Source organism: Photobacterium sp. GB-72 (assembly GCF_003026095.1).
GTDB lineage: Bacteria > Pseudomonadota > Gammaproteobacteria > Enterobacterales > Vibrionaceae > Photobacterium.
Genome location: NZ_PYNV01000001.1, coordinates 54,204 through 76,680, shown reverse-complemented (window position 1 = coordinate 76,680; position 22,477 = coordinate 54,204). Strand labels below are relative to the sequence as shown.

The window sequence follows — 22,477 nt, the reverse complement described above, 5'->3', positions numbered from 1 at the left end:
GTATTATTGCTGGCTTTATTATTGCTTTGAGTGCTTCAAATGTTTATTGGATTTGATTATGGGACGGCAAATTGTTCAGTCGCAAGAATGGTAAATGGTAACCCCGAACTGTTACCGCTAGAACACAATAATCATTTTATTCCATCAACGTTGTGTGCCCCTACACGAGAGGCGGTATCAGAGTATCTATACCGTTTTATGGGGATATCCCCAACAGACAGTGTTGGAGAGCAAGTATTACGTCGCGCAATGGCTGTTAACCGTGAAGAAGATATTGAAATTTTCCGTGGTGATTTACAGTTTGGTGAAGCCGCACTAAATACCTATTTGTCTGATCCTGAAGAAGTCTATTACGTTAAATCTCCTAAATCTTTTCTTGGTGCCAATGGCTTACGTGACGCGCAGATCAGTTTTTTTGAAGATCTTGTTTGCGCTATGATGGCGAATATTAAACATAATGCAGAGCAGCATCTTCAATCAGATATTACACAAACCGTGATTGGTCGTCCGATCAACTTTCAAGGGACAGGGGGGGAAGCTGCAAATATTCAGGCTGAAAAAATTCTCTCTCAAGCAGCGAAACGCGCAGGTTTTAAAGATGTTTCGTTTCAGTTCGAACCCGTTGCAGCTGGTTTAGAGTTTGAATCAACATTAACTGAGAATAAGACAGTACTTGTGGTTGATATCGGTGGTGGTACTACAGACTGCTCACTCATAGAAATGGGGCCTAAATGGATTAATGAGCAAGATAGAACACAGTCTCTACTTGCACATAGCGGACAGCGTGTGGGTGGGAATGATTTAGACATTCATCTTGCTTTTAAGCAATTGATGCCAGAATTTGGTTTAGGGAGCAGAACTGCACGAGGCATTGATATGCCGTTTAATCAATTTTGGAATCCTATCGCGATTAATAATGTTGCGGCACAAACTGAGTTTTATTCTGAAGCCAATTTACGCGCGTTAGAAAAGTTACGTTATGACGCTGCAGATCCTGCAAAACTAAGCCGCCTTATTCATGTTTATCATGAGACCTTGGGATACCAAATTGTACGACGTGCAGAAGAAGCTAAAATAGCGTTATCTGAGCAAAATAAATATCGTGTTGATATGGCAATAATCAACGACGTATTTGCAGTCGATATTACTGTTAAGCAATTTGCAGAAGCGATCGCAACCCCGACAGATAAGATGCGTGATCTTATCGTGGAAGTGCTAGCACAGAGTAATAAAAAACCAGATGTGGTGTTTATGACGGGAGGAACCGCACGTTCTCCAATTTTGAGGCAGTGTATTGAGCTGCAGTTGCCAGATATTCCTATTGTAAGTGGTAATTTTTTTGGTTCAGTTACTGCTGGATTAGCACGTTGGGCTGAACGTTGTTACCGTTAATTCTAATAAAGTGATAAAAAGGCCTTTGATATGGCCTTTTTATTTGAAAAGAGCTAGGCAGGTTTAGGGGCGTAAGCAGAACACCATCCCTTAGCATTAACAAGCTTACCAGGGAATATTTTACATGGGCGCCATGCCGCGCTTGCATCACCTTCAATAAGCATACAGCTATTACAATTACTGTCGCCTTTAGTGGATTCGTTAACATATTTTAGTGCTTTTGCCTGTGGATCATCGGTAGACAAATGTGGAAGTTCAGCCGCTTGGGCCGGTTTTACTAATAGCTTGCTTCCAATACTCAGACCAATAATTCCACCAACAGTCAATTGTAAAAAGCGTCGACGTGAAGATTGATTTTTCATTGCAATGTCCTTTTTTAAGCACATGAGTTTCAACTCATTTAACTTATTAATTATTAAAGTAGGGGATAATCAATAAGTGACCTACGCATCATCTACTACTAATATAGACGAGTGATGGATAAAGCTGATTGTTTAATCTACTTATAGATTAAATCAATATTACGTAAGTAATGTCAAAAAAGATGATTTTTGCTGTGTAAAAGTAAGCAAAGAGTGAAGAATGGGCCTCACAATAGTGAGGCCCATAGATATTCTATTTTATAGCGCTGAAATAGGTTGGCTATTTTCTTGCTTTAATTTTGCGAAAAAAGCCTGTGTTTCAGCAATGACTACGTGGCGTAATACAACGAGACCAATAAGGTTAGGGATAGCCATTAAGCCATTAACAATATCTGCAATTACCCAAATCATATCTAGCTGCATGAAGGCGCCGCCAGCGATAAGTACAAGGAAAAATAACTTGTAAGGTAAAATCGCTTTCACACCGAAAAGGTAAGTAATACAACGTTCGCCATAGTAATTCCAACCTAAAATAGTGGTAAAGGCAAAGAACATTAAGCCAACAGAGACCATTAATGGACCGTAATAGCTCGAATGTAGACCTTCAGCAAAAGCATGGGTTGTCATTGCAGCACCAGCAAAATCAGAAGACCAAGCGCCAGTAACAATCAATGTTAGACCTGTCATCGTACAGATAATGACGGTATCAAAGAAAGTACCTGTCATAGAAATAAGGCCTTGGCGCACACAAGAATCAGTTTGTGCTGCAGCCGCTGCAATAGGTGCGCTACCTAAGCCAGATTCATTTGAGAATACCCCGCGCGCAATACCAGACTGAATAGCAAGCATGATCCCTGCTCCAACAAAACCACCTGTAGCGGCATGCCCTGTGAATGCAGATTCAATAACTAAGCTAATAGCATTTGGAATGGCGTCAAAATTACTCGCTAATACACTGATACAAGCAATGATGTAAAAACCAGCCATGAGTGGAACAACAGTACTTGCAACACTTGAAATGGATTTAATACCACCCAGTGTCACTGTCGCAACCAATACAGTTAAAATAACAACGGTGATTTCTTTCGGTACATTGAAAGAAAGCTGTGCGGCTTCAACAATGGCGTTCGCTTGTGGGAAAGTACCAATACCAAAACATGCAACACCAACAGCAAAAAGTGCGAACAGTTTCGCAAGCCATTTGCTACCCACACCTTTTTCGAGGTAGTACATTGGGCCGCCTAAAATTTGGCCGTTACTGTCAACTTCGCGGTATTTTACCGCTAATAAACATTCTGCATATTTAGTTGCCATACCTAATACAGCAGCAAGCCACATCCAGAAAAGTGCACCAGGGCCACCAAGTTTAATTGCAGTGGCTACACCAACAATATTACCGGTACCAATTGTTGCAGAAAGGGCAGTACATAGTGCGGCGAAGCTAGAAACATCGCCTTCACCTTTACTATCAGCATCTTTTTTGCCACCAAATACATAGCGCAATGCCAGTGGTAGATAACGGACTTGGATAAAACCAAGACGGATGGTTAAGTACAAACCTGTACCGACTAGTAAGATCAGTAATGGCGGTCCCCAAACAAGACTGTCAAAGGCTTTAAGAAAATTAAAAATTGTATCGTGTAGTGGATTCATTATTCCTCCTTTAAACTTCAAAGGAAGAGATATAGAACAACATAAATGTTGGATGCAGATAATATCTGGTTGCTGCTCTTATCTCCTCTGTCCTTTTGCCTGAGAGTTTCACCCATATAGGGCTTGCTCCTTCGGCGCTCGATTTAACGAGTCTCTCCAGAGGCTCCTCCAACAACAGTCCATACCTATCGTAAAATACGACATGGTGCCTGAAAGATTTACGATTTAATAAATTGAGGGCTCAACTTATTAAAAACGCTTACTTCTTCGGCGGGCGTAAGAGATACCATCATGGTAATTTCTTTTGCCGCTCTCCTGCTGTCTTCATCGGAACTCATATTTCGGATTGCAATGTTAGGGGAATGAAATGTGATTGTCAGCAAAAAAAATGTGCAAACAGTGAAAAAAGTCTAAATGTGAAAAAAATAAGCGGGTGATGGGGGCAGAAATTTGTTGGTGGACAAAAAACAAGCTTACTTATCGGGAAAGTAAGCTTATTAGTATGTGGAATCAGTTTATATAAACAAGACGTCGTTATTGTTTGAAGTTTTTACTGAGTAATTTTATTAACTCATGGTTGTTATCTGATGTCACTTCCCAACCAAAAACGCCACCGAGTTGATGTTTCTTCACATAATCAGCTTTAGCTTGTAACGAACGCTTATCTTCAAAACTAATGTATTCATTTTTCTTTGGGCTAAATAAGACGGCAGCTTCAGCTTTTTCGTCGTAATAGTACTGGTAACCCAATTTTTTATTATTTATTAGATATTTCATAATATCTGAGTAGTTAAAATAACCAGGGTCAGCAATATCTGAACCTTTCTCCATTGTTCCTTTACTACTTAGCCCTTCGAGTCTTTCAGCAGAAGCTTTGTCGACACCTTTCCATCCACGACCATAAAAGGGGCTGCCAATAATGATTTTTTGTCTGTCAACGCCTTGTTTTAATAAAGCGTTTACTTGGTTGTCAACTGACATGTCATCAGGCGTTAAAGGCGTACTATATAAATTGCTATGGTGACCAACCGTAGGACCCCAACTGCCTAAAAAGTCAAAGCTCATTAAGAATATTTGATCGAGATCTTGTGATACTTTTTTCCAATCAATACCGGGTAATGTTTTAGGTGCACCATTTACTGCCGCTGAAAGTTGGTAAGTGCGATTATTTTTTATAGCCAACGTATTTAATTGGGTACGAAGTTCATGAATTAACTTTGTGTATGCAAGACGTTCACTTTCCACATTATCATTGCCTAAGCCTGATAAACCATGTCCACCGGGGTATTCCCAATCGATTTGAATGCCGTCGAAGAAATCATATTTTTGGATTAATTTTATAGCACTATCCACAAATGTTTTTCTGTATTCATCGTTTAACGCGACTGTATGGAAAGGCTCTGATAATGTCCAGCCGCCAAAACTAGGAAGAATAGATAAATTTGGATTTTCGTCTGAAAGTAACTTTAGTTGACCGAAGTTACCACGGTAACTGACTTTACTTGATGTCTTACCTTTTAGTTTCATTTGAAGTGCGGCATAGTCATCTAAGACAATAGCGGTACCTATTGGTTTATCCTTACATTGGGTTTTCATTATTTTTTTTATGTTGTCGGGAGAGGCATCAACAGGTCCGCACACAGCAAGAAAAGCATAAATAATATGCGTTAGATCATTAACAGGAAGCATGTTGGCACTGTATGGCGTTTTAGGGGTATACACTTTCCAATCTGGATAATATGCAGCAATAACAGGTGTTGAGTGCGTTATTGACTGAGCTGCGGTTTGATTGGAAAAGAAACAACTAATTAAAGTTGCGGTAATAACGGGAAGATAATAATTCCGTAAGAAATAACGCATTGATAGATCCCTAATCGCGAAACATAAATTAATATAAAACAAGTATACTATCGTTGTTTGTTTTTATTGAGTTATGTGAATTGTTATACATTATGACAATGATCACAAAGATACACTAAAAAGAAAATTTTACATGTAAAAATTTGTATTAGAAATACGGTATTTGTTTTTTTTTTGCTACAAAGTATTTCTGTTTTTTTTATACTGAATTGTTATTTTAACGGATGTTGGATGGTTCGTTATGTTATAAAGGAATCACTATAAATAACAAATATATGTATATAGTTGATAATTAATTCGGACTAGAACAAAATAGTTATCTCGTTATTAATAATTAAGAATATGTAATATGACTGGATAAATTAGTGTTTATAACCATTATTAGCCATATTAATAAGTATCTAATAATTAATATCTGAGTAAATTAGGAACAATATTATTTTTTGATAAAGGATGATCATTAAAGAATTTTATTAAGAGAATAACCAAACAGGTGATGATGTGATTTGGGTAAATTGTTGTCATAAAGAAAAACATACCAGCACTAAAGATATTCTACTGCAGTATCACAATCTCGTTGATGTATCGCCATTTGAAATACTATCAACAATGACTGGTTTTGAATTAATTTTCATTGAAATACAAGACTCACAATCAAATGGCTTTAAATTATTACGTACCATAAAGCAGCGCTTTCCTGATGTGAAGATTGTTATTGTTTATCATGATTTAGACGCTGAATTGGCTGTGTCTGCTTTGCGATCTGGTGCTGAAGATATTTTATCGAGTAATGCAATCCGTCAAAAAGTTGATGCCTGCTTAACGCGCTTACATACCCATGACGATAATATGATAAATGTTGAAGATATTTCTCAGCGAGAACTTTCGATCCTTCCTGCTTTAACAATTATCGACAAAGATATCAGTGCCCCCTTGCGGGAAGAAGAGTTAGCAAGCGCGTGTCAATTTTCATCGACGTATTTCTCTCGTTTATTTCACAACATAATGGGAGTGACACTCAAGCAGTACATTATTAAAAAGCGGTTAGATTTAGCTTGTGGCCTCTTAAGTTCAGATCAAGAAAAAATATCAGCCGTTGCCTCATCTGCTGGATTTAAAGACGTGTCTTACTTTTCAAGAGTATTTAAAAAGCATATTGGTTGTTCCCCTGGTGAATTTCGTGCCAGTCGTCAAAAAAAATGAATTTTTTTGTAGTAAATTTAATTAATAGTTGCCTAACGAACATCTTCATTGCAGAGTATTTTAACGTCACCGTTACTAATATTCACAATGACAACATACCATGAACTGCTGGGAACAACAGAAGACTTCACAAGAAGTGATATCAAAAAACGTTATAAATTGTTATCTCATCGATTGCATCCTGATAAATCAGGTTCTGTTATTTTAATGCAATTAATCTCGCATGCTTATAATGAAGTATTATGTGGTAATGGTAATAGGCATTGCGAATTAACCCATATTAATCATGAAAAAATATTATTAACAAAGAAGTATGCAGAAAAAGTAAAGCAAGAGTTAGCACTGCAAAAAAGAAAGAATGTTGAGTTAGAACAACAAGTCTTAGAATTAAGAAAAAAATTAGAACATCAATCGTGTGAGAATAAACGATTAACGGAAACGTTAGAAAAGAAACAAAGAAAAAAGATTGTTAGCACAGTGCTGCCTTATGAAAATAAGACGTGGGAAAAAAGATATCGAATAATTAAATATGGATTAGTTATATCTTCTGTTGTATTAAATGTTGGATTAGCAGTTGCTGCAATAACACTTACCAAGTCTAATGTTGTTGATCGTGTAATTTTCAAAAGAGAAAATAGGTTGATAGAGCCATCGCTAGTTCCACAAAAAGTCGCTGTTGAAGAGCTTATTTCCCCTAAGCCAGAATTAACGACACATCGACCAATAGAGCTAACACAAATCGTCGGAGAATGGACTTTATTCCAACCAACAGATCAACCACCTTACATTGCAATACGTAATCAAGTAGGTTCTTACATTGTGCAGCGCTGTGATCGTCATTTTTATTATTATGTCAATATGACTCAGCAACGAACGGCATTGCCCGCTAATTTACGTTTTATGTACCAGCAGCAGAATTTTTTGGTTTATAACATTGCCTATGGGATAGGTTCAGAACGGGATCACTGGGTAAATAGTCAAAGTATTAAAATTAATAGAGAGTATTTTTCTAATACCTCTTTTTTAAATACTAATAAAATACTGCAACAGCGTTGTGATAACGGCTTATAAATAAAGCCCAATGCCTCACTTGAAGTGATAAGCATTGGGCTTTGTTTTTATTAGGCTGTTTGTAATGGCATTACATGTTGCTGTTTACGCTTCATTAATAGTGTAAAAGCAGCAGGTACAAAGTAGAAAGAAAGTAATGTTGTTAATACTGTACCGCCTGCAATGGTAACGGCAAACGGAGGCCAAAAACCACCACCTTCTAACATCAGAGGAATAAATCCACCAACGGTTGTAATCGTGGTTGAGGTTATATGTCGCGTACAACTCATTACGGCAATATGAATGGCCTGTTTATCGCCATTTAATGCATTAGGATCTGCTTTTAGCTCGGAAAGGATGACAATAGCGGCATTTATTGCCAAACCAATTAAACCGAGTAAACCAATAATGACGGTAAAGCCAAACGGATAATTAAACAGCCATACTGAGAGCAGCCCTAACCCTGATGCCATAAAGCCAACGGTGAAAATGATCAAACTTAATCTAAAGGAATTAAATGAAATCACAACCACCATGATCATGAGTGTAAATACCATGGATAAATTGGTGATGAGGTTGCCTACAGATTTATTTCGTTGTGCAGATTCCCCCCCAATTTCAACAGTATATCCAGCAGGTAATGTCGTCATGTATTGATTGAGCTTTACTTTAAATGCATTCAATGCTGTTTGCGGTAAAACACCGGCTTCTAAATAACCTTCAATAACATTAATGCGTTGACCATTTCGATGTGGTATTGCACCACGTGTTGGGGTCAGTGATAGATCAGCAATGGATGAAATAGCAATACCTGAAAACTGCTCACTTGCATGGTTATTAACCACTGGAATATGAAGGTTTGCTAAGTTCGTCATATTTTCGCGAGAGAGGTTATCCACACGAACACGAATAGGGATTGCTTCTGCACCTTCGATAATATTGCCGTTAGTGATCCCAATCAGTGATGCTTGCAAGAGATCTGCGATTTGAGAGAGGTTTAAACCACTTAATTGGCTGGCTTGTTCATTCACATCCACACTGACTTTCGGTAAACCTGATAATAATGTTTCACGGGTATGCGTGACATTTGGCGTACTCGCCATCAATAAGCGGATATCTTCACCAATGGTTTTCAACATATCAAGGTTATTGCCGTATAAACGTACTTCAAGTGGCGCATTAAACGGAGGGCCTTGTTCTAACTTACGTATTAAAATTTGCGCCTCTGGGATCGCATTATCTAATTGCTTTTGCAGTTTAGGGATCAGCGTATTAGCAACTTTAAAGTTAGTGGTTTTGATCATCGCTTGAGCAAAGTTAGGTGTGCCTTGTTGGTTGGCGACCATGTTGTAGTAAAACGAGGGAAAATTAGTCCCAATTAACCAATTAACTTGTTCGATATCCTTATATTCTTTAAGTAAGTGATCGATTTTTTCCGTGGTTGCTTCTGTTGCATTGATACTCGCTTGTGGCGGTAAAAACACTTGGATCTCGAACATATCACGATCAGAAGGTGGGAAAAATTGTTCGGTTAACTGAGATGCACTCCAGATACCAACAAAAGGTAATACTGACATTGTAATGAGCGCTAATAACGGACGCTTAATTGCCATTTTTACGGTATTGCCAAATGCATTGGCAAGCCATGGTAGGGTTAAGCCTGTTTGGTACCATTCATTATGTTGGGTTTGTTTAGGAAGCCAACGCGCTGCAAATCCTGCAACCAGAGTATGAGCAATAAGATAAGAACCGATCAGAGAAAAAGATACGGTGATAGCAATAGCACCTACAAATTCACCAGCAGGACCTGGCATTAGGAAAATAGGGGCAAAGGCAAGAATGGTTGTCAGTGTTGAGCCGAGTAACGGAACCCATAAATGTTGAATAGCTTTTAAGGCTGCATCGATTCGTTCAAAACCTTTCTTACGATAATGTTGAATAGTATCTACCATTACAATCGCATTATCGACCATGATCCCAAGCGCAACAATTAACCCCGTTACCGACATTTGGTTCATCGGTAACCCCGTAAAATGCATTAAAGCGAGGGTGAATAAGCAAGTAAGTGGCAATGATAGTGCCACAATAAACGCAGAACGGATCCCAAGCGTAATAAATAATACGATTAAAATAAGCGAGAAGCCGAGCAATAAATTTTGGGCTAAATCAGTAAGACGAACTTGTGTATATCCTTGCTGCTCAAAGATACGATTGAGTTTTATATTACTCGGGAGCTCTTGTTCAAATTGAGTCAGAAAGTGATTAACGCTCTTTGTCCATTGATCAACGCGTAGATGAGGCTGCATACGCGCAGCAACAATAACAGCGAGCTTTCCATCGATAACAGCTATCTCAGCTGCTGGGTTTGTTTGCTGACGTTGAATGGTGGCGATATTTTCTAACCGCACAAGATGACCGTTACTATCAATAGTGATAGGTACTTGTCTGATACGGTCGAGTGAGTCTAAAGAATCGGCAATTTCTAAACTAAATCGACTTTGTCCATTTACCAGTTCACCGGCAGCATTTTTTGCATCTGCACCTTGTATGGCAGAAGAAATAGAAATGGCTGAGCGTCCTAATGCACTAACGGCAACAGGATCAATTTTTACCACCACTTCTTCTTCGGGTAAGCCATATTCATCAACAAACTCTGTACCATTAAGTGCACGTAGGCGGTTACCTAGTTCAATGGCATAACGGCGTAGAGTGAGTAAATCTGTGGGAGAGCGACCTTGCCAAGTAAGCGCGGTAATGACGGTAAAGGCATAAGAATGATCGCTGTCTAAATTAGGAACAGAAGCACCTTCTGGTAGGTTCGGTGTGATATCAGAGAGTTTATCTCTTGCATCAGACCATACTGGTTCTGAATCGGTAACGCTGTCTTTTAGTTCTATACTGACAAGCGAAATACCCGGACGAGAAACCGATGTAATGTTATTAATATCATCTATTTGTCGTAGTTTATTTTCAATTTTCTCGGTAACGAGCGCTTCAACACGTTCAGCCGTAGCCCCTGGGTAATGGGTAATAATCGAAGCGTTACGATTGTTAATAATTGGATCTTCAGCTCTTGGTAACGAAGATAAGGCAGAAAGACCACTAACGATCAATAAAGCAACAGCCAAAACCAGTAGGCGAGTATTAGAAAGAATACGTTTCATCTTAAGCCCCATTATCGTCAGTTAATGCTGGCTTGGTGGCTGTTTTTTGTTTCGGTGTTACGTTTGGGTTTATTGTTACGATTTGGCCCGGTACTAAACGATGTAATCCTGTTGCGGCAATCTGTTCGCCTTCATCAATGGCACCTTGGATATAGGCTTTATCATTTGCCGCATAGAGGAGTTGTACTGAGCGTCGTTCAACTTCCGGCCCCGCACCATTTTCAACAACCGCAAAAATATTCCATGTACCGCGAATACCATCAGTTAACGCTGATAAGGGAACCCAAAATCCTGCTTGCTGTTGTGTATCGTTGTAATTGAGATAGGCTAATTGACCGTTAATAACATTGGCATTCGTTGGCAATGAAAAACGGAAATTAATTGCACGACTATTAAGGTTCACGGTAGCGCCCGGATTGAGCAAGGTGACAGGGTAAGTATCTTTACCTACTCGTACTGTCCATGATTTTTGTTGGGTCACGCCTTGTACCTTGTCGATAGGAATACCGATATGTACTTCTTTGTTTTTATTCGCCAGCAGAGTAACAGTAGGGGAGCCCGCGTTTACAACATCGCCATGGGAAACATGACGGGCGCTGATGACCCCACTGTAGGGAGCAATAATGGTGGATTTCACTAACCGTAGTTGGTTTGCTGCAAGGGTCGCTGAGAGTTGACGATAGTTCGCTTGCAGCTCTTTACGTTGGCTTGTCAGGCTATCTATATCCGATGCCGCGCTAAAGCCTTTGGATTTTAGTGATTTTTGGCGTTTTAAATTAGCATTAACTAACTCAAGTTGCGCTGATATTTGAGCTTGTTGGGCTTTTAATTGGTCGGCTTCAGTTGCAAGTAATAAAGTATCGAGTGCTAAAAGAGGATCACCTTGCTGAACTGTGTCACCCACATTGACATAAATACTGTCAATTTTACCGCCGAGTTCAAAGCCAAGGTTTGCCTGTTGACCTGCTTGAACAAATCCAACGTATTCACGCTCAATCGCAAACTCTTGTTGTTGCTTGAGTTGATGAGTGTCTACACTAAGCAGTTGTAATGATGCTTTATTTTCTTCTTTTGCTGGCGCATCACACCCAGTTAGCGTAGCAGTGCTCATTATCACATATAACACTAAAGAAGATTTGGTTATCCGTTGCATTAATGGCTATCCTAATATTAAACTAGACTGGCAAGTCCATATGACTAAAAAGTATACCATTCAAACTAGACTGTCTAGTTTGAATGCGTGTATTTATGTAAATAATTAGCATTTATGTGCTCGTAGGTGGAAAATTGCTAACAGCAAGAAGTCAATTAAAGAAACAACAAATATTAGATGCGGCGACTGAGCTCTTTACTCAACATGGTTATGCGATTTCTATGGATAGCATTGCATTGGCTGCGAATGTTTCTAAACAAACGGTTTATGCGCATTTCAAAACTAAAGATGATCTGTTTGAAACGTGTATTCGTGCTAAATGCATGGAAAGCCAGATGGATAAATTGCCATTAGATGATAGAAGAAAGCCACGAGATGTATTGTGTGATTTTGCTAAACGTTTTCAAACGATTTTACGAACAGAAGAAGCTATTTTGACCTATAGAACAGCGATTCGTCAGTTAGAATCGCATCCTGATCTGGCTAAAGTGTTTGTTTCTGCCGGACCTGAAACGACTATTGAAATGTTGGCTCAATACTTATCTGTTCAACAGCAACAAGGTGTGTTGAATTTTTCAATTTCAGCCTCTGACGCAGCGATGCAGTTATTATTAATGTTGCATGGTCGAATGGTATTTTTAGCGCAACTAGGTCAACCTTGTGATATGACAGAGCAAGAAAATGATGCTTATATTGAAAGCTGTGTTGATTTATTTATGACAGGTTACGCCGCAAAAAAGTAACGATAAACGATTGAGAAGGGATTTAATCAATGGATATTAGTAAATACAAAGCAGTCATTTTTGATATGGATGGAACCTTAGTGGACTCTATGCCAGCTCATATTTATGCTTGGCAACTCACGTGTGAAGCGCACAATATTCCTTTTGATCACGATTGGTTTTATACCATGGGCGGTTCACCAACCTTAAATACGGCAAAAGCTCTCATTGAAAAATATCAGTTAGATGTAGATCCTGTTTATCTTGCTGAATCAAAACTCCATCACTTTGATGATATTACACATAAAGGTGAGGTGATAACGGGGACTTTCGAGGTATTGAAACAAGCAAAATCGAAAGGTATTCCAACTGCAATAGGGACGGGATGTCAGCGTCGCCACACTGAAGAAATTTTAACCAGTGCAGGCTTAATGCCGTATCTTGATGCTATTGTCACTGCCAATGATGTTACACAGCATAAACCGCTTCCTGAAACGTTCTTATTAGCGGCACAAAAATTAGGTATTGCAGTACAAGATTGTGTGGTGTTTGAAGATACCGAATTAGGTTGCCAAGCAGCTAAATCGGCAGGCATGGACTGTTATTTAGTCGCTGGTGGAGAAATGAAAGAATTCCGCCCTGCAAATATGTAGTGTTAACTGAAGATCAGTTATGCTTGCGCGCCTACTCGCTTAATACCGACGATTATGACCGATAAAAAATCAACGCATCAACGTGGAACACATAAACCACACCCGAATAAAGGCCAGCCTTACACTATTTCTGAAACGCGATTTTGGTGCCAGCGTTTAGCAAAAACAACCATCAGAGCACTACATATTTTAGGGGTTGCAGTATCTAGTGCTGGTTTTATGTTCGCTGTTGATAAAGCACTTTGGATCAATTGGTGGGTTTTAGCCATGATGAGCGGTGTTACCATGATGTCGCTAGAAATTTATCGTTCAAAACTATGGCTCATTCAGCTTAAAGGTATTTTAACCTTTGTTAAATTATTCATGTTGTTATCTATTATTTGGCTTCCAGCACATCAAGCACATATCTATATAGCAGTGATTTTACTTTCAGTATTTATTGCCCATGGTCCAGCGGGATTACGTCATTATTCTATCTGGCACCGTAAACGCATTGATGAGAAAAAACAGTTGAATGGATAGATTATTACAACTGTTCTTATAGCAATAAAAGCAAGGATGCTGAATTAGACTTACACTAATAGGAGCGAGTGTGTTGTTATCAATAGGAAGGCATTATGGGACACCGCCACATTGTATTTTATTCTATTGTCATCACTGTAATTGCTCTTGTTGTGTTTGCGTTAAGGGAACAAGAAGTACATCAACAAAGTATGGAAGAAAAGTTAGCCTCCGCGATAGAAAAACAGATCTTACCCCCAGATAAAACCTTACCTAATACTGATCAGAAATTACCTTATTACCTCTATGGGCGAGCGGATTTAAATAATAACGGTAAAGAAGAAACCTTTGTGCTTATGCAGAGCGAACGTTATTGTGAGAAAGATGAGTGTAAGGCCTATTTATTTGATGACCAATATCAATTAATGGCAAAGTGGGAAAAAATTCAACAACCTGTGTTGGTAGGTGATGATACGAATAACGGTTGGAAAGATATTTTATTAACATCTAATAATCAAACGTATATCATTCAATATTCAGATAAAACCTATAATGAAAAGATAACGACAGCAGCTAAATATACGGATAAAGCACAAGCATTAGAAGCCGTAGGATTAGCAATAGATAGTGAATATTATCAAGCGAACGGGACTAATTTAGAGCTTGATTACAACCAGCCGATTTTTGATTGTCAAACCTGCTATTTATTTAGTTATGAAGAACTTGATAATGCTAACAGTCAGCAACATTACTTAGCCGTGAATGTTGCGACTGGCAGTGTTAGAAGGGTGAATGACTCTCAAAATAAACAGTGAAAGTAGATTTTTCTGAACTGTAAACCTAGCTTATTTTAATGGAAATGCTTGTTGATAACATAGCCACAATTCTAATTGATTAATATCTTCTTCAATTAATGAACATAGCATATCAGCCGAATGTTCATAATTATCCGTATCAATATCAATAGGTTGATCTATCTCATATCGTTGTGGGAATCGTTTTTCAATGTCAGAAAGCTGTTTAATCCACTTCTGGGTATAGTTATTATCATCAGGAGTATTCAGTCCAAGCTTGGTTGCTAATAAAAGTGAATCACTTAAACGGCGTAAGATAACCAACAAACTCTTCCAATCTTGAGAGGTACGAGGGCTAAGATTTGGTTCTTTTAGTAAATTAAATATCTCAGCTTTAAGGGCATAATAATTATCCTGTGCTTTGTACAGGTTTAGTTTCTGCTCAAACAGTGGCTTATTGAGTACTGTTACATACAAAATCTGTGAGCGTATCATGCGTGCAATATAGAGATCTAACCAACGCATTGTCCAACTCGGCGCGACAAAATAATTAATAGAAAAGGCAATGGTTACACCAAATAAGGTATCAATAATACGATAAAACGTCACATAGGTATTATCCGGTGAGAGTAAGCTGATAGAGAATACAATCATCGATGTTAACCAGAATACGTGAATGTCATAGCGCTCTTTATGGTATGTCGTAAAAGCAAAAAAGACAGAGATGCTAGTTAGTATAATCAAGTGTTGATTTGGAAAAAAATATAAGCATACAAAGCTATATAAACCGCCTAATGCAGTACCATAAAAACGATGCCAAATGCGGTGGTTAGTTACACCTATTGACGAGGTGAGTAATACAATAAAGGCTGTTAATGAAATCCAATAACCTTGAGGGATTTGATAGAAAATCGTTAAAAATTGCGTAATCGCTAATGTAATGGCTATTTTACCACCGTGTCGCCATTCTTTAGATTTAAGATGTAAAGCATGCTTAAAATTACGTAAAAAGGACACCGTATCTGAGGTGAAAAGATAAATATTTTTACTGTAATCGAGTGTAGAAAAGGTTGAGAAATTATAACAGCGCTTAAGTTGTTCTAATAAATCGACAATGTATTGGTTGTTTTTATGCTCGTTGACATCAAAGATCGCTGTAATTTGCTGGTGGTGTTTGATTTCTCTCGCAGCTTGCTCAATCCAATTAGATAAACGGCTGCGCGTATTTTCTTGTAAATTGAAACTTAAAATACGCTCAAGACTAATTACATATTCAGCAACTTCAAGTGAACGTTGTAAATCCATACGCACTTGTTCAGTTCGTTTAACTGAAGTAATTGAATTGCTGTAGTAAGCGACTTTGTGCGCGCATAAATAAAATTGCTGTCGTTTCTCTTCTAGAACAGATTCATCATCGGTTAAACGGACTGTATTTAGCCAGTCAGCAAGAGTAAACGTCACTGAGTGTATATGGTTTTGTAAAATACGTCCTTTGAAAAAAGGCCATAAGATCAGTGACGTTAGTATTACACTGCCTGCGGCAAACAGGTTCGCGAACAGAATGATGAAAAAGGAATTTTCGGTGCTCGCAAAATGAATGGACATAATGTAAGTGAAACCAAAATTATAACCAAACGAACGAATATGCGGACGTTGGTTAGACATCAAGCCATATACAATTGCAATGCTACATAATGTAATGGCGCTAAGCCATAAGTTATCAAAGACACTAAAAGCGAGGTAGGTTGATAAAGCGGTTAAAAGCACTGAGATCAATAAGATTTGTAAGCGCTTTAAATAGGGGAGATCGCGCGCTTGAGTGCCGAGTAGCCAAGCGGTGATGAGTCCTGATATTCCAGCAGCGGTAAAACCAAAAAAATAGAATAAGCCGAGTGACATCACCATAGGAATGGTAATGCGAATAGAGTCAGGTATATCTGCCGCATTAGAAAACCAACGAGACCATAGAGAGCGAAGAGAGTGCTTTTTCATTAGTTACAGTACAAACGCAAGAAATATAGAGATGAGTTAGTATAAAACTAACGGAATTCGTAAGAGGTATATTATAGCGTAATGTATGCCCATGAAAGAGGCTTTACAAGAGGATTCTCAGTATAAGACTTATTTAGTGCTTATTAGTTAAATATTGCAGCAAATAAATGCAATAAAGCCCTTGTGTTAAGGGCTCTAGAAAGTGGCGACATTAAGCTGATTTTAAGAGTAGTTGGCCAAGGTAGTTCATCGAAAATGCAGCATCTTGCGCTGCGGTATTAACTTTAGCGATGTATTTCTCTGCTCGTTCTGGATCATCTTTTAGGCTAGCTTTGATCTTGCTGATCATTTGCTCTGCCATTTCAGTCTTTTGCTTACAATCATTAAATAGCGCAGAAATAAAAGAAATTTCAATTTCTCCGCCTTTTGCGAACAACTCAGCGGCAATGTTATAAACTGTATGGAATTTGTTCGCAGCATCTTTTTTATCTGCTTCCACTTCCGATTCCCATTCAGATGACCAAGTCTTAAAAATAACGGCAATCTGCGAATTAGCGGCGATTTTAATTTGTTGCATATTGAGTTCCTAGCGTTGTTCGATAAAGCATAATAATTCAGCTTAATTACGGATAAAAGCCTTTCTTACCGAAAAGCAAAATCGATGGTAGATCTCTTTATGCTTTGTTTGATTGTTAGCCATATTTACTATTAACAACCAATTATCAGCGGATTTACATCACATTATTTATCTAAATTTGCACTTTCTTGTCATTTCTATTGCGAAAAAGCTTGCTTGCGACACTGTAACGTTTTAGCTTGAAGTTAGCCGATAATTTATATTAATGGCTGAAAGCTAAGGAGGAACTTATGATTCAAGTGAACTTCGATTTAGCAAAAACGGCGTACAATAAAGTGCTTAAATACCCATTTGGAGGTGAATTAGAGCAGCATGAATATTTAGCTCTCCGAGTATTTCGTTGGGATCTCGCTCGTGCTGGAATGCAAATCGATCGTGCGTTTGATTTGCGCTTAAAACGGTGCGGTTATCGAAATATTGCTACGCAGCCAGCTAAAGCACATCGACCATTGCCTGCTTGTGTTATTGATAAGATGAGCGAGGCGTGGAAATTTCAAAACGGTTATATCTAATGTTTTATTCTCTTCAATAGTGGCTAAAGAAATAAACTTTCTTTAGCCCTTTTTCGTATTGTTGACTAATTAGCTAAATAATTAATTGATAAATAGAAGGGAAACAGCATGCAAGTGGTTAGTAATAATCGTTTTATTTTACGACTTATTTTATTAATAAGTTCGATCCTTTTTACTTCTCTTGTTACAACATCAGCGAATGCTTCAAGTTGCCCAACGCTCTATCAACATCCTTTAAAGAAACTCAATAGCGATGAGTATTATGATTTTTGCCAGCAATTGACTGGCAAAGTGGTATTAGTGGTGAATACGGCTAGCCAATGTGGTTTTACACCTCAATTTAAACAGCTGGAAGAATTATATAAAAGGTATAAAGACAGGGGATTGGTGGTTATTGGTTTTCCATCTAATGACTTTAAGCAAGATAGAGGTAGCGATCAGCAAACGGCTAATATCTGCTATAGCAATTATGGCGTAACGTTTCCTATGATGACAAAAACAAGTGTTAAGGGAAGTAAGGCCAATCCATTCTATAAACATTTAATCGCACAGTCTGGTAAGTCGGTTGGGTGGAATTTCCAAAAGTATTTATTAAATAAACAAGGGCAAGTAGTCGGCGTATTTCCATCAAGTCTATCACCAACAAGTGATGAAATGGTTGCTGCAATTACGCAACAATTGAAGATGTAATATCGGAGATTAGAAAAGAAAAAAGCCAGTATTGAATATCAATACTGGCTTTTAAAAACGCTTATAGATTATTTAGTGAAATGGTTACCGTGTTTACGGCGCGCTTTCGCAATGGTATCGGGGTGCCATGCACCGTCAAGATCTTCAAGCTCTGGGAATTTAGAACGGTCAAACTCAGGCGTTTTTCCTTGTTTTATCTGATGCTCGTAATCTTTAATAACGCGGATAGCTAATTTTGATAAGAAAATTAGCGCTACGATATTAACAAATGCCATTAAGCCCATGGATGCATCAGCTAAGTTCCATACCACAGGTAGAGAAGCGACTGAGCCAAACATCACCATGCCTAGTACACACAAGCGGAAAAGCATCAGACCTTTTTTGGTATTACCATTTAGGAACATGATATTTGTTTCAGCGTATGAGTAGTTTGCAATAATTGATGAAAAACAAAATAACAAGATTGCTGCGGCAATAAAGTATGTTGTCCAGTTACCTAATTCGTTAGACAGTGCGGTTTGTAATAAGCTAATACCTTGACCCGCATTTGGCATATCCATCACACCAGAAAGCATGATCATCGCAGCAGATGCAGTACAGATAACAATAGTATCAACAAATACACCTAGCATTTGTACAAAGCCTTGTGAGGCAGGGTGGTTAGGGTTTGGTGTTGCACTTGCTGCGATATTAGCAGCCGAGCCCATACCCGCTTCATTTGAGAACAAACCACGTGCAATACCGGTTTGCATTGCTTGTGAAATTGTAAATGCGACACCGCCTGCAGCCGCTTCTTGCCAGCCAAATGCACTCTTCACAATAAGAGAAAGAACAGCAGGGATTTCTGTGATATTCATTATTACGACGATAACAGCAATAGCGAGGTAACCAATTGCCATCACAGGAACAATTTTAGCTGATGCTGAAGCAACACGGCGAAGACCGCCCATAATAAAGAAAGCAGAAAAGATGACGAGTACGATGCCTTGAGTTGTTTCATTAAAACCAAAAGAGTGGTGAAGCGCATCTGTAATCGTATTTGCTTGAACTGCGTTAAATACAAAGCCAAACGCGATAATTAAGCAGATAGAAAATAGCGTTCCCATCCAACGCTTGCCTAAGCCCTTTTCCATATAATAAGCAGGGCCGCCACGATATTGACCATCAACGTCTTTTACTTTGTATACTTGCGCAAGAGTGGATTCAATAAACGCGGTTGCCATACCAAATAAAGCTATAACCCACATCCAGAAAATAGCACCAGGTCCACCAATGCTTAAGGCTACTGCAATACCTGCCATATTACCGGTACCAACACGCGCCGCCATTGATGTACAAAATACTTGGTATGAACTGATTCCATTTTCAAGTTCACGGCCACTTCTAAGCACCTTAATCGCATGTCCGAATTGACGGATTTGTATAAAACCTAAACGTAGAGAGAAATAAATACCCACGCCTACGAGTAAATACACTAATACTTGTCCCCACAGTACACCATTGATTGAACCAATGATTGCTAACAGACTATCGTTAATAGTTGTAAGCAAATTTTCATTCGTAGAATTCATAATTTTTCCTGTAAATAAAACTTAATCATCAAGATAATTAAGTGAATAGGAACATTCATATTTAGTGAGTGTTCTTAATTTATCGGCTTGTATGATGGTATTTTTTATAATTAATATGAATGAATATTCTATAGTGAACATATCACAACCATCTCACCGACTTAGCTGCTCTAAAGGCGATGAAAGGTAGCACGAATCACTAAAAATCCAAGTGGGTTTATATCACAAAAAAAGAATCAATTCTATGTAACGCGTTACATTTCGCTGTGTGTTACAGTGTTTTATTTATTTTAATCAATTAGTTATATTTTTGTATACGGTGATAGTGAACTTACTCAAATAAACACTGTGCATTATCACAGGTTAAGAATATTCGAGCGATTTAAACTTTTTAAGTGGCATTTTATTTTTTTATAACGCGCGAGATAAGAGAATTAACAGTAGATTGAGAGGAGTGTAAATGGAGATAAATAGTCATATATATGATTATATTGAATGACATTTACACTGTATAAGAATATACATGTGAAGAGTAAGGGATAAACAATGTTTATCCCTTTTATATTATTTACCAGAATCTTCGATATAAATTATTTTACGGCAGTTTCCGTAAAACGCTCTGCCTTTTGGACCAGCATTAAGTAAATCAACAATAGGTTTACTCAAATCGATATCTTTTCCTAAATTAAGGCGTACTTCATTGAGGTATTTACCCTGAGTACAAGATAGACTGATACGATCAACGGCATTGTTACCAAAGCTGGCAACGAGTTTCTTCTTGAAACTAGATACAGAAACGTTACGACCTATATTATCTTTAATAAATAAGCCAATAGGAGAGGCGTCTACTTTTTCAACCAGCTTTGTTGCTGTTAAGAAGTAGTCGTTAGCATCACGCGTTTGACAAGTACCATGTTTCTTCCACTCATATTCACCAAACTTTGTTTGGTAATAGAAGTTAGGCATCCACGGTGCAATTTGGTTTATGGTATTACGAGAAAGGTCTAATCGAGCGTAACGATCACAGTAACCATAGGTGGTTCCGCAACTGGCTTTATTCGGCCACAAGCCATGCAATGTTAGGTTGGTGATTTTTAACTTACCATCGTTAATTGCATTACATTCAGGCTTTGTACCTTTATAGCGAAAGTGTTCACAAAAACCTGGCTGCCAAGTAAGTGCTAAGACATAAGAATCAAAATCTCCCACAGTGCTGCAACTTTTACGAGAGTTCGAATATTTGTTGTCATGCTTTTTGACGGGGGCGCTGATGCTTTGGCTTAAATCCACAGTACCGCAATCTTTACTTACCCAGCGAACAGCAGGTTTAGCATCTGGCACAAGTATATGAACCCAGCGATAATCGCGTTCATTGAGTGCCTTTATTTGATATTGTTTACCGACGACAAGTTTAGTGTCGTCAGGGTTCGTTTGCTTACGAAAGGATTGGAAGGCTTCGCAATTTTGTGTTGCTGTAAAACCACCAGATGTGGCAATAGAGGCATAAGAGCCAAAACTAGAGAAAGAGAAAAGTGTACCTAAGCAAAGCGCTGTTAGTGTTTGTTGATGTTTACGCACAGTAAAACCTATAACAAAGATGATATGGCGCTAACTATAGTCTATTATTTTATAAACCTTAATAGTTGTGACTTTTTGTCATTGTAAAAGTTAGATTTTAGCTATCGACCAGTCTATCTAGACAAATCTCAATTGAAACATCATGATAGTGACAATAATCAATATGTGATTCTGGTTATAAATATGAATGACGAGTCATTATTGTGCCCTTTTTTTTTGTACAATTCTATTAGTGGCCAGTGTGTTCTAAGTTATGAATTAAATTTTTACTTAATTATGTATTCACAATCATCAAAACAGAGAGTAATATCTGTCTAAGTAACACTCCCTGTTATACGAAATTGTAAATTTCAATTATAATTAAAGCATAAGACCTACTTGGTGAACAACTCATTAGTGTTTACAGTTATCATCCCACGATCCTTTGTTGGGAGGTTAATATCATTAAGACTAAATATGTAGAAACTAATGCAAAATCAAGCTTGGTATTAGTAATTTTACGAATAAATGATACGGTACTTTTACCGTAGCGAATTTGTGTCCTCGAGGTAATTAATGGATAGTTTCGCAGCTGCAGAAAAAGCGCTGAGTGCAATGTTAAAGAGTGTAGAAGAGACGGGCGTTGTTAAAGAAACACGTGTCGACTACCGCCAAATTTTGATTGATTTTGCCGATGAAGTCCCGGGTCGTCAAAAAGCAGTGATTAAAAGAATACCACTCCAAAAAATAAACAACCTTATTGCTGTTCTGCATGAATTTAAACAAGAATCACGCCAAACGCGTATGATTGAAATATTAGCCATGATGGAAAAAGATGATGTTTCTCCTTATGAGCTGTTAGATGATGAATATGAAGATTAAACAGTAAAAAGCAGTTTATTGATTTATAAAAAGAATGATAATTATATATAGAATATACAACAAGGTTTGTATCGTCTTTTATATGTAAATTATATATCGCATTCATAATAGATTGCTTTATTACTCCGA

The 22,477-nt window shown here is 38.0% G+C and carries 19 protein-coding genes and 1 riboswitch; of the genes, 10 read left to right on the top strand and 9 right to left on the bottom strand.

The genetic code is table 11. The features are described 5' to 3' along the window. Nucleotides 1–39 precede the first annotated feature (39 nt). Nucleotides 40–1,392, top strand: coding sequence for a molecular chaperone (gene yegD / locus C9J40_RS00355; RefSeq protein WP_107205864.1), 1,353 nt, complete (start codon nt 40–42; stop codon nt 1,390–1,392). Between the two features lie 53 nt (nt 1,393–1,445). On the opposite strand, the gene C9J40_RS00350 is transcribed toward yegD, so the two are convergent. The 3 genes from C9J40_RS00350 to C9J40_RS00340 all read right to left on the bottom strand — a co-directional run bounded on the left by C9J40_RS00350 (nt 1,446) and on the right by C9J40_RS00340 (nt 5,267). Then, on the bottom strand, nt 1,446–1,754 hold the full coding sequence (locus tag C9J40_RS00350) for a high-potential iron-sulfur protein (protein ID WP_107205865.1): 309 nt from the start codon (nt 1,752–1,754) through the stop codon (nt 1,446–1,448). Nucleotides 1,755–2,012: 258 nt separating this feature from the next. After that, nucleotides 2,013–3,407, bottom strand: coding sequence for a sodium:alanine symporter family protein (locus C9J40_RS00345; protein ID WP_107245325.1), 1,395 nt, complete (start codon nt 3,405–3,407; stop codon nt 2,013–2,015). Nucleotides 3,408–3,484: 77 nt separating this feature from the next. Next, nucleotides 3,485–3,577: riboswitch (glycine riboswitch) on the bottom strand. Nucleotides 3,578–3,941: 364 nt separating this feature from the next. Continuing rightward, on the bottom strand, nt 3,942–5,267 hold the full coding sequence (locus C9J40_RS00340) for a glycoside hydrolase family 18 protein (RefSeq protein WP_107245323.1): 1,326 nt from the start codon (nt 5,265–5,267) through the stop codon (nt 3,942–3,944). Between the two features lie 501 nt (nt 5,268–5,768). Between C9J40_RS00340 and C9J40_RS00335 the strand changes: the two genes are divergently transcribed. Then, a complete protein-coding gene (locus C9J40_RS00335; protein WP_107205868.1) occupies nt 5,769–6,470 on the top strand; it encodes a DNA-binding response regulator in 702 nt (233 codons plus the stop codon). 87 nt (nt 6,471–6,557) lie between these two features. Then, a complete protein-coding gene (locus C9J40_RS00330) occupies nt 6,558–7,541 on the top strand; it encodes a DnaJ domain-containing protein (RefSeq protein WP_107245322.1) in 984 nt (327 codons plus the stop codon). 50 nt (nt 7,542–7,591) lie between these two features. On the opposite strand, the gene C9J40_RS00325 is transcribed toward C9J40_RS00330, so the two are convergent. Both C9J40_RS00325 and C9J40_RS00320 read right to left on the bottom strand, forming a co-directional pair. Next, a complete protein-coding gene (locus tag C9J40_RS00325) occupies nt 7,592–10,684 on the bottom strand; it encodes an efflux RND transporter permease subunit (RefSeq protein ID WP_107245321.1) in 3,093 nt (1,030 codons plus the stop codon). Nucleotide 10,685: 1 nt separating this feature from the next. Beyond that, entirely contained in the window at nt 10,686–11,837 is a 1,152-nt protein-coding gene (locus C9J40_RS00320; RefSeq protein ID WP_107245319.1) for an efflux RND transporter periplasmic adaptor subunit, read from the bottom strand. Between the two features lie 134 nt (nt 11,838–11,971). Here C9J40_RS00320 and C9J40_RS00315 point away from each other — a divergent pair, with 134 nt between their 5' ends. The 4 genes from C9J40_RS00315 to C9J40_RS00300 all read left to right on the top strand — a co-directional run bounded on the left by C9J40_RS00315 (nt 11,972) and on the right by C9J40_RS00300 (nt 14,528). Next, the gene (locus C9J40_RS00315; RefSeq protein ID WP_107205872.1) at nt 11,972–12,580 is read left to right on the top strand and encodes a TetR/AcrR family transcriptional regulator; all 609 of its coding nucleotides are present in this window, start codon (nt 11,972–11,974) and stop codon (nt 12,578–12,580) included. A gap of 29 nt (nt 12,581–12,609) precedes the next feature. Next, nucleotides 12,610–13,212 (top strand): HAD family phosphatase, encoded by a 603-nt coding sequence (locus tag C9J40_RS00310; protein WP_107245317.1) that lies wholly within the window; start codon nt 12,610–12,612, stop codon nt 13,210–13,212. A gap of 54 nt (nt 13,213–13,266) precedes the next feature. Beyond that, entirely contained in the window at nt 13,267–13,734 is a 468-nt protein-coding gene (locus C9J40_RS00305; RefSeq protein WP_107205874.1) for a hypothetical protein, read from the top strand. A 95-nt stretch (nt 13,735–13,829) separates the two neighbouring features. Next, complete coding sequence (locus C9J40_RS00300; protein WP_107245315.1) at nt 13,830–14,528, top strand: hypothetical protein; 699 nt, start codon at nt 13,830–13,832, stop codon at nt 14,526–14,528. Between the two features lie 30 nt (nt 14,529–14,558). Here C9J40_RS00300 and C9J40_RS00295 read toward each other — a convergent pair whose 3' ends face one another. Then, entirely contained in the window at nt 14,559–16,499 is a 1,941-nt protein-coding gene (locus C9J40_RS00295) for an FUSC family protein (protein WP_107205876.1), read from the bottom strand. 211 nt (nt 16,500–16,710) lie between these two features. Next, a complete protein-coding gene (locus C9J40_RS00290) occupies nt 16,711–17,076 on the bottom strand; it encodes a hypothetical protein (protein WP_107205877.1) in 366 nt (121 codons plus the stop codon). Nucleotides 17,077–17,366: 290 nt separating this feature from the next. Here C9J40_RS00290 and C9J40_RS00285 point away from each other — a divergent pair, with 290 nt between their 5' ends. Further along, on the top strand, nt 17,367–17,648 hold the full coding sequence (locus tag C9J40_RS00285; RefSeq protein WP_005367462.1) for a hypothetical protein: 282 nt from the start codon (nt 17,367–17,369) through the stop codon (nt 17,646–17,648). Nucleotides 17,649–17,756: 108 nt separating this feature from the next. After that, nucleotides 17,757–18,338 carry a glutathione peroxidase gene (locus C9J40_RS00280; RefSeq protein ID WP_107245314.1) on the top strand — a complete coding sequence of 194 codons (582 nt, stop codon included), beginning with the start codon at nt 17,757–17,759 and terminating at the stop codon, nt 18,336–18,338. 68 nt (nt 18,339–18,406) lie between these two features. Here the strand turns inward: C9J40_RS00280 and C9J40_RS00275 are convergent, their stop codons facing one another. Both C9J40_RS00275 and C9J40_RS00270 read right to left on the bottom strand, forming a co-directional pair. Continuing rightward, nucleotides 18,407–19,909, bottom strand: a complete 1,503-nt coding sequence (locus C9J40_RS00275) for a sodium:alanine symporter family protein (RefSeq protein WP_107205879.1) — start codon at nt 19,907–19,909, stop codon at nt 18,407–18,409. Nucleotides 19,910–20,473: 564 nt separating this feature from the next. Continuing rightward, nucleotides 20,474–21,487 carry a ribonuclease T2 gene (locus tag C9J40_RS00270; protein WP_107245312.1) on the bottom strand — a complete coding sequence of 338 codons (1,014 nt, stop codon included), beginning with the start codon at nt 21,485–21,487 and terminating at the stop codon, nt 20,474–20,476. Between the two features lie 555 nt (nt 21,488–22,042). Between C9J40_RS00270 and C9J40_RS00265 the strand changes: the two genes are divergently transcribed. Next, complete coding sequence (locus C9J40_RS00265) at nt 22,043–22,348, top strand: hypothetical protein (RefSeq protein ID WP_107205881.1); 306 nt, start codon at nt 22,043–22,045, stop codon at nt 22,346–22,348. The last annotated feature ends 129 nt before the right edge of the window (nt 22,349–22,477 follow it).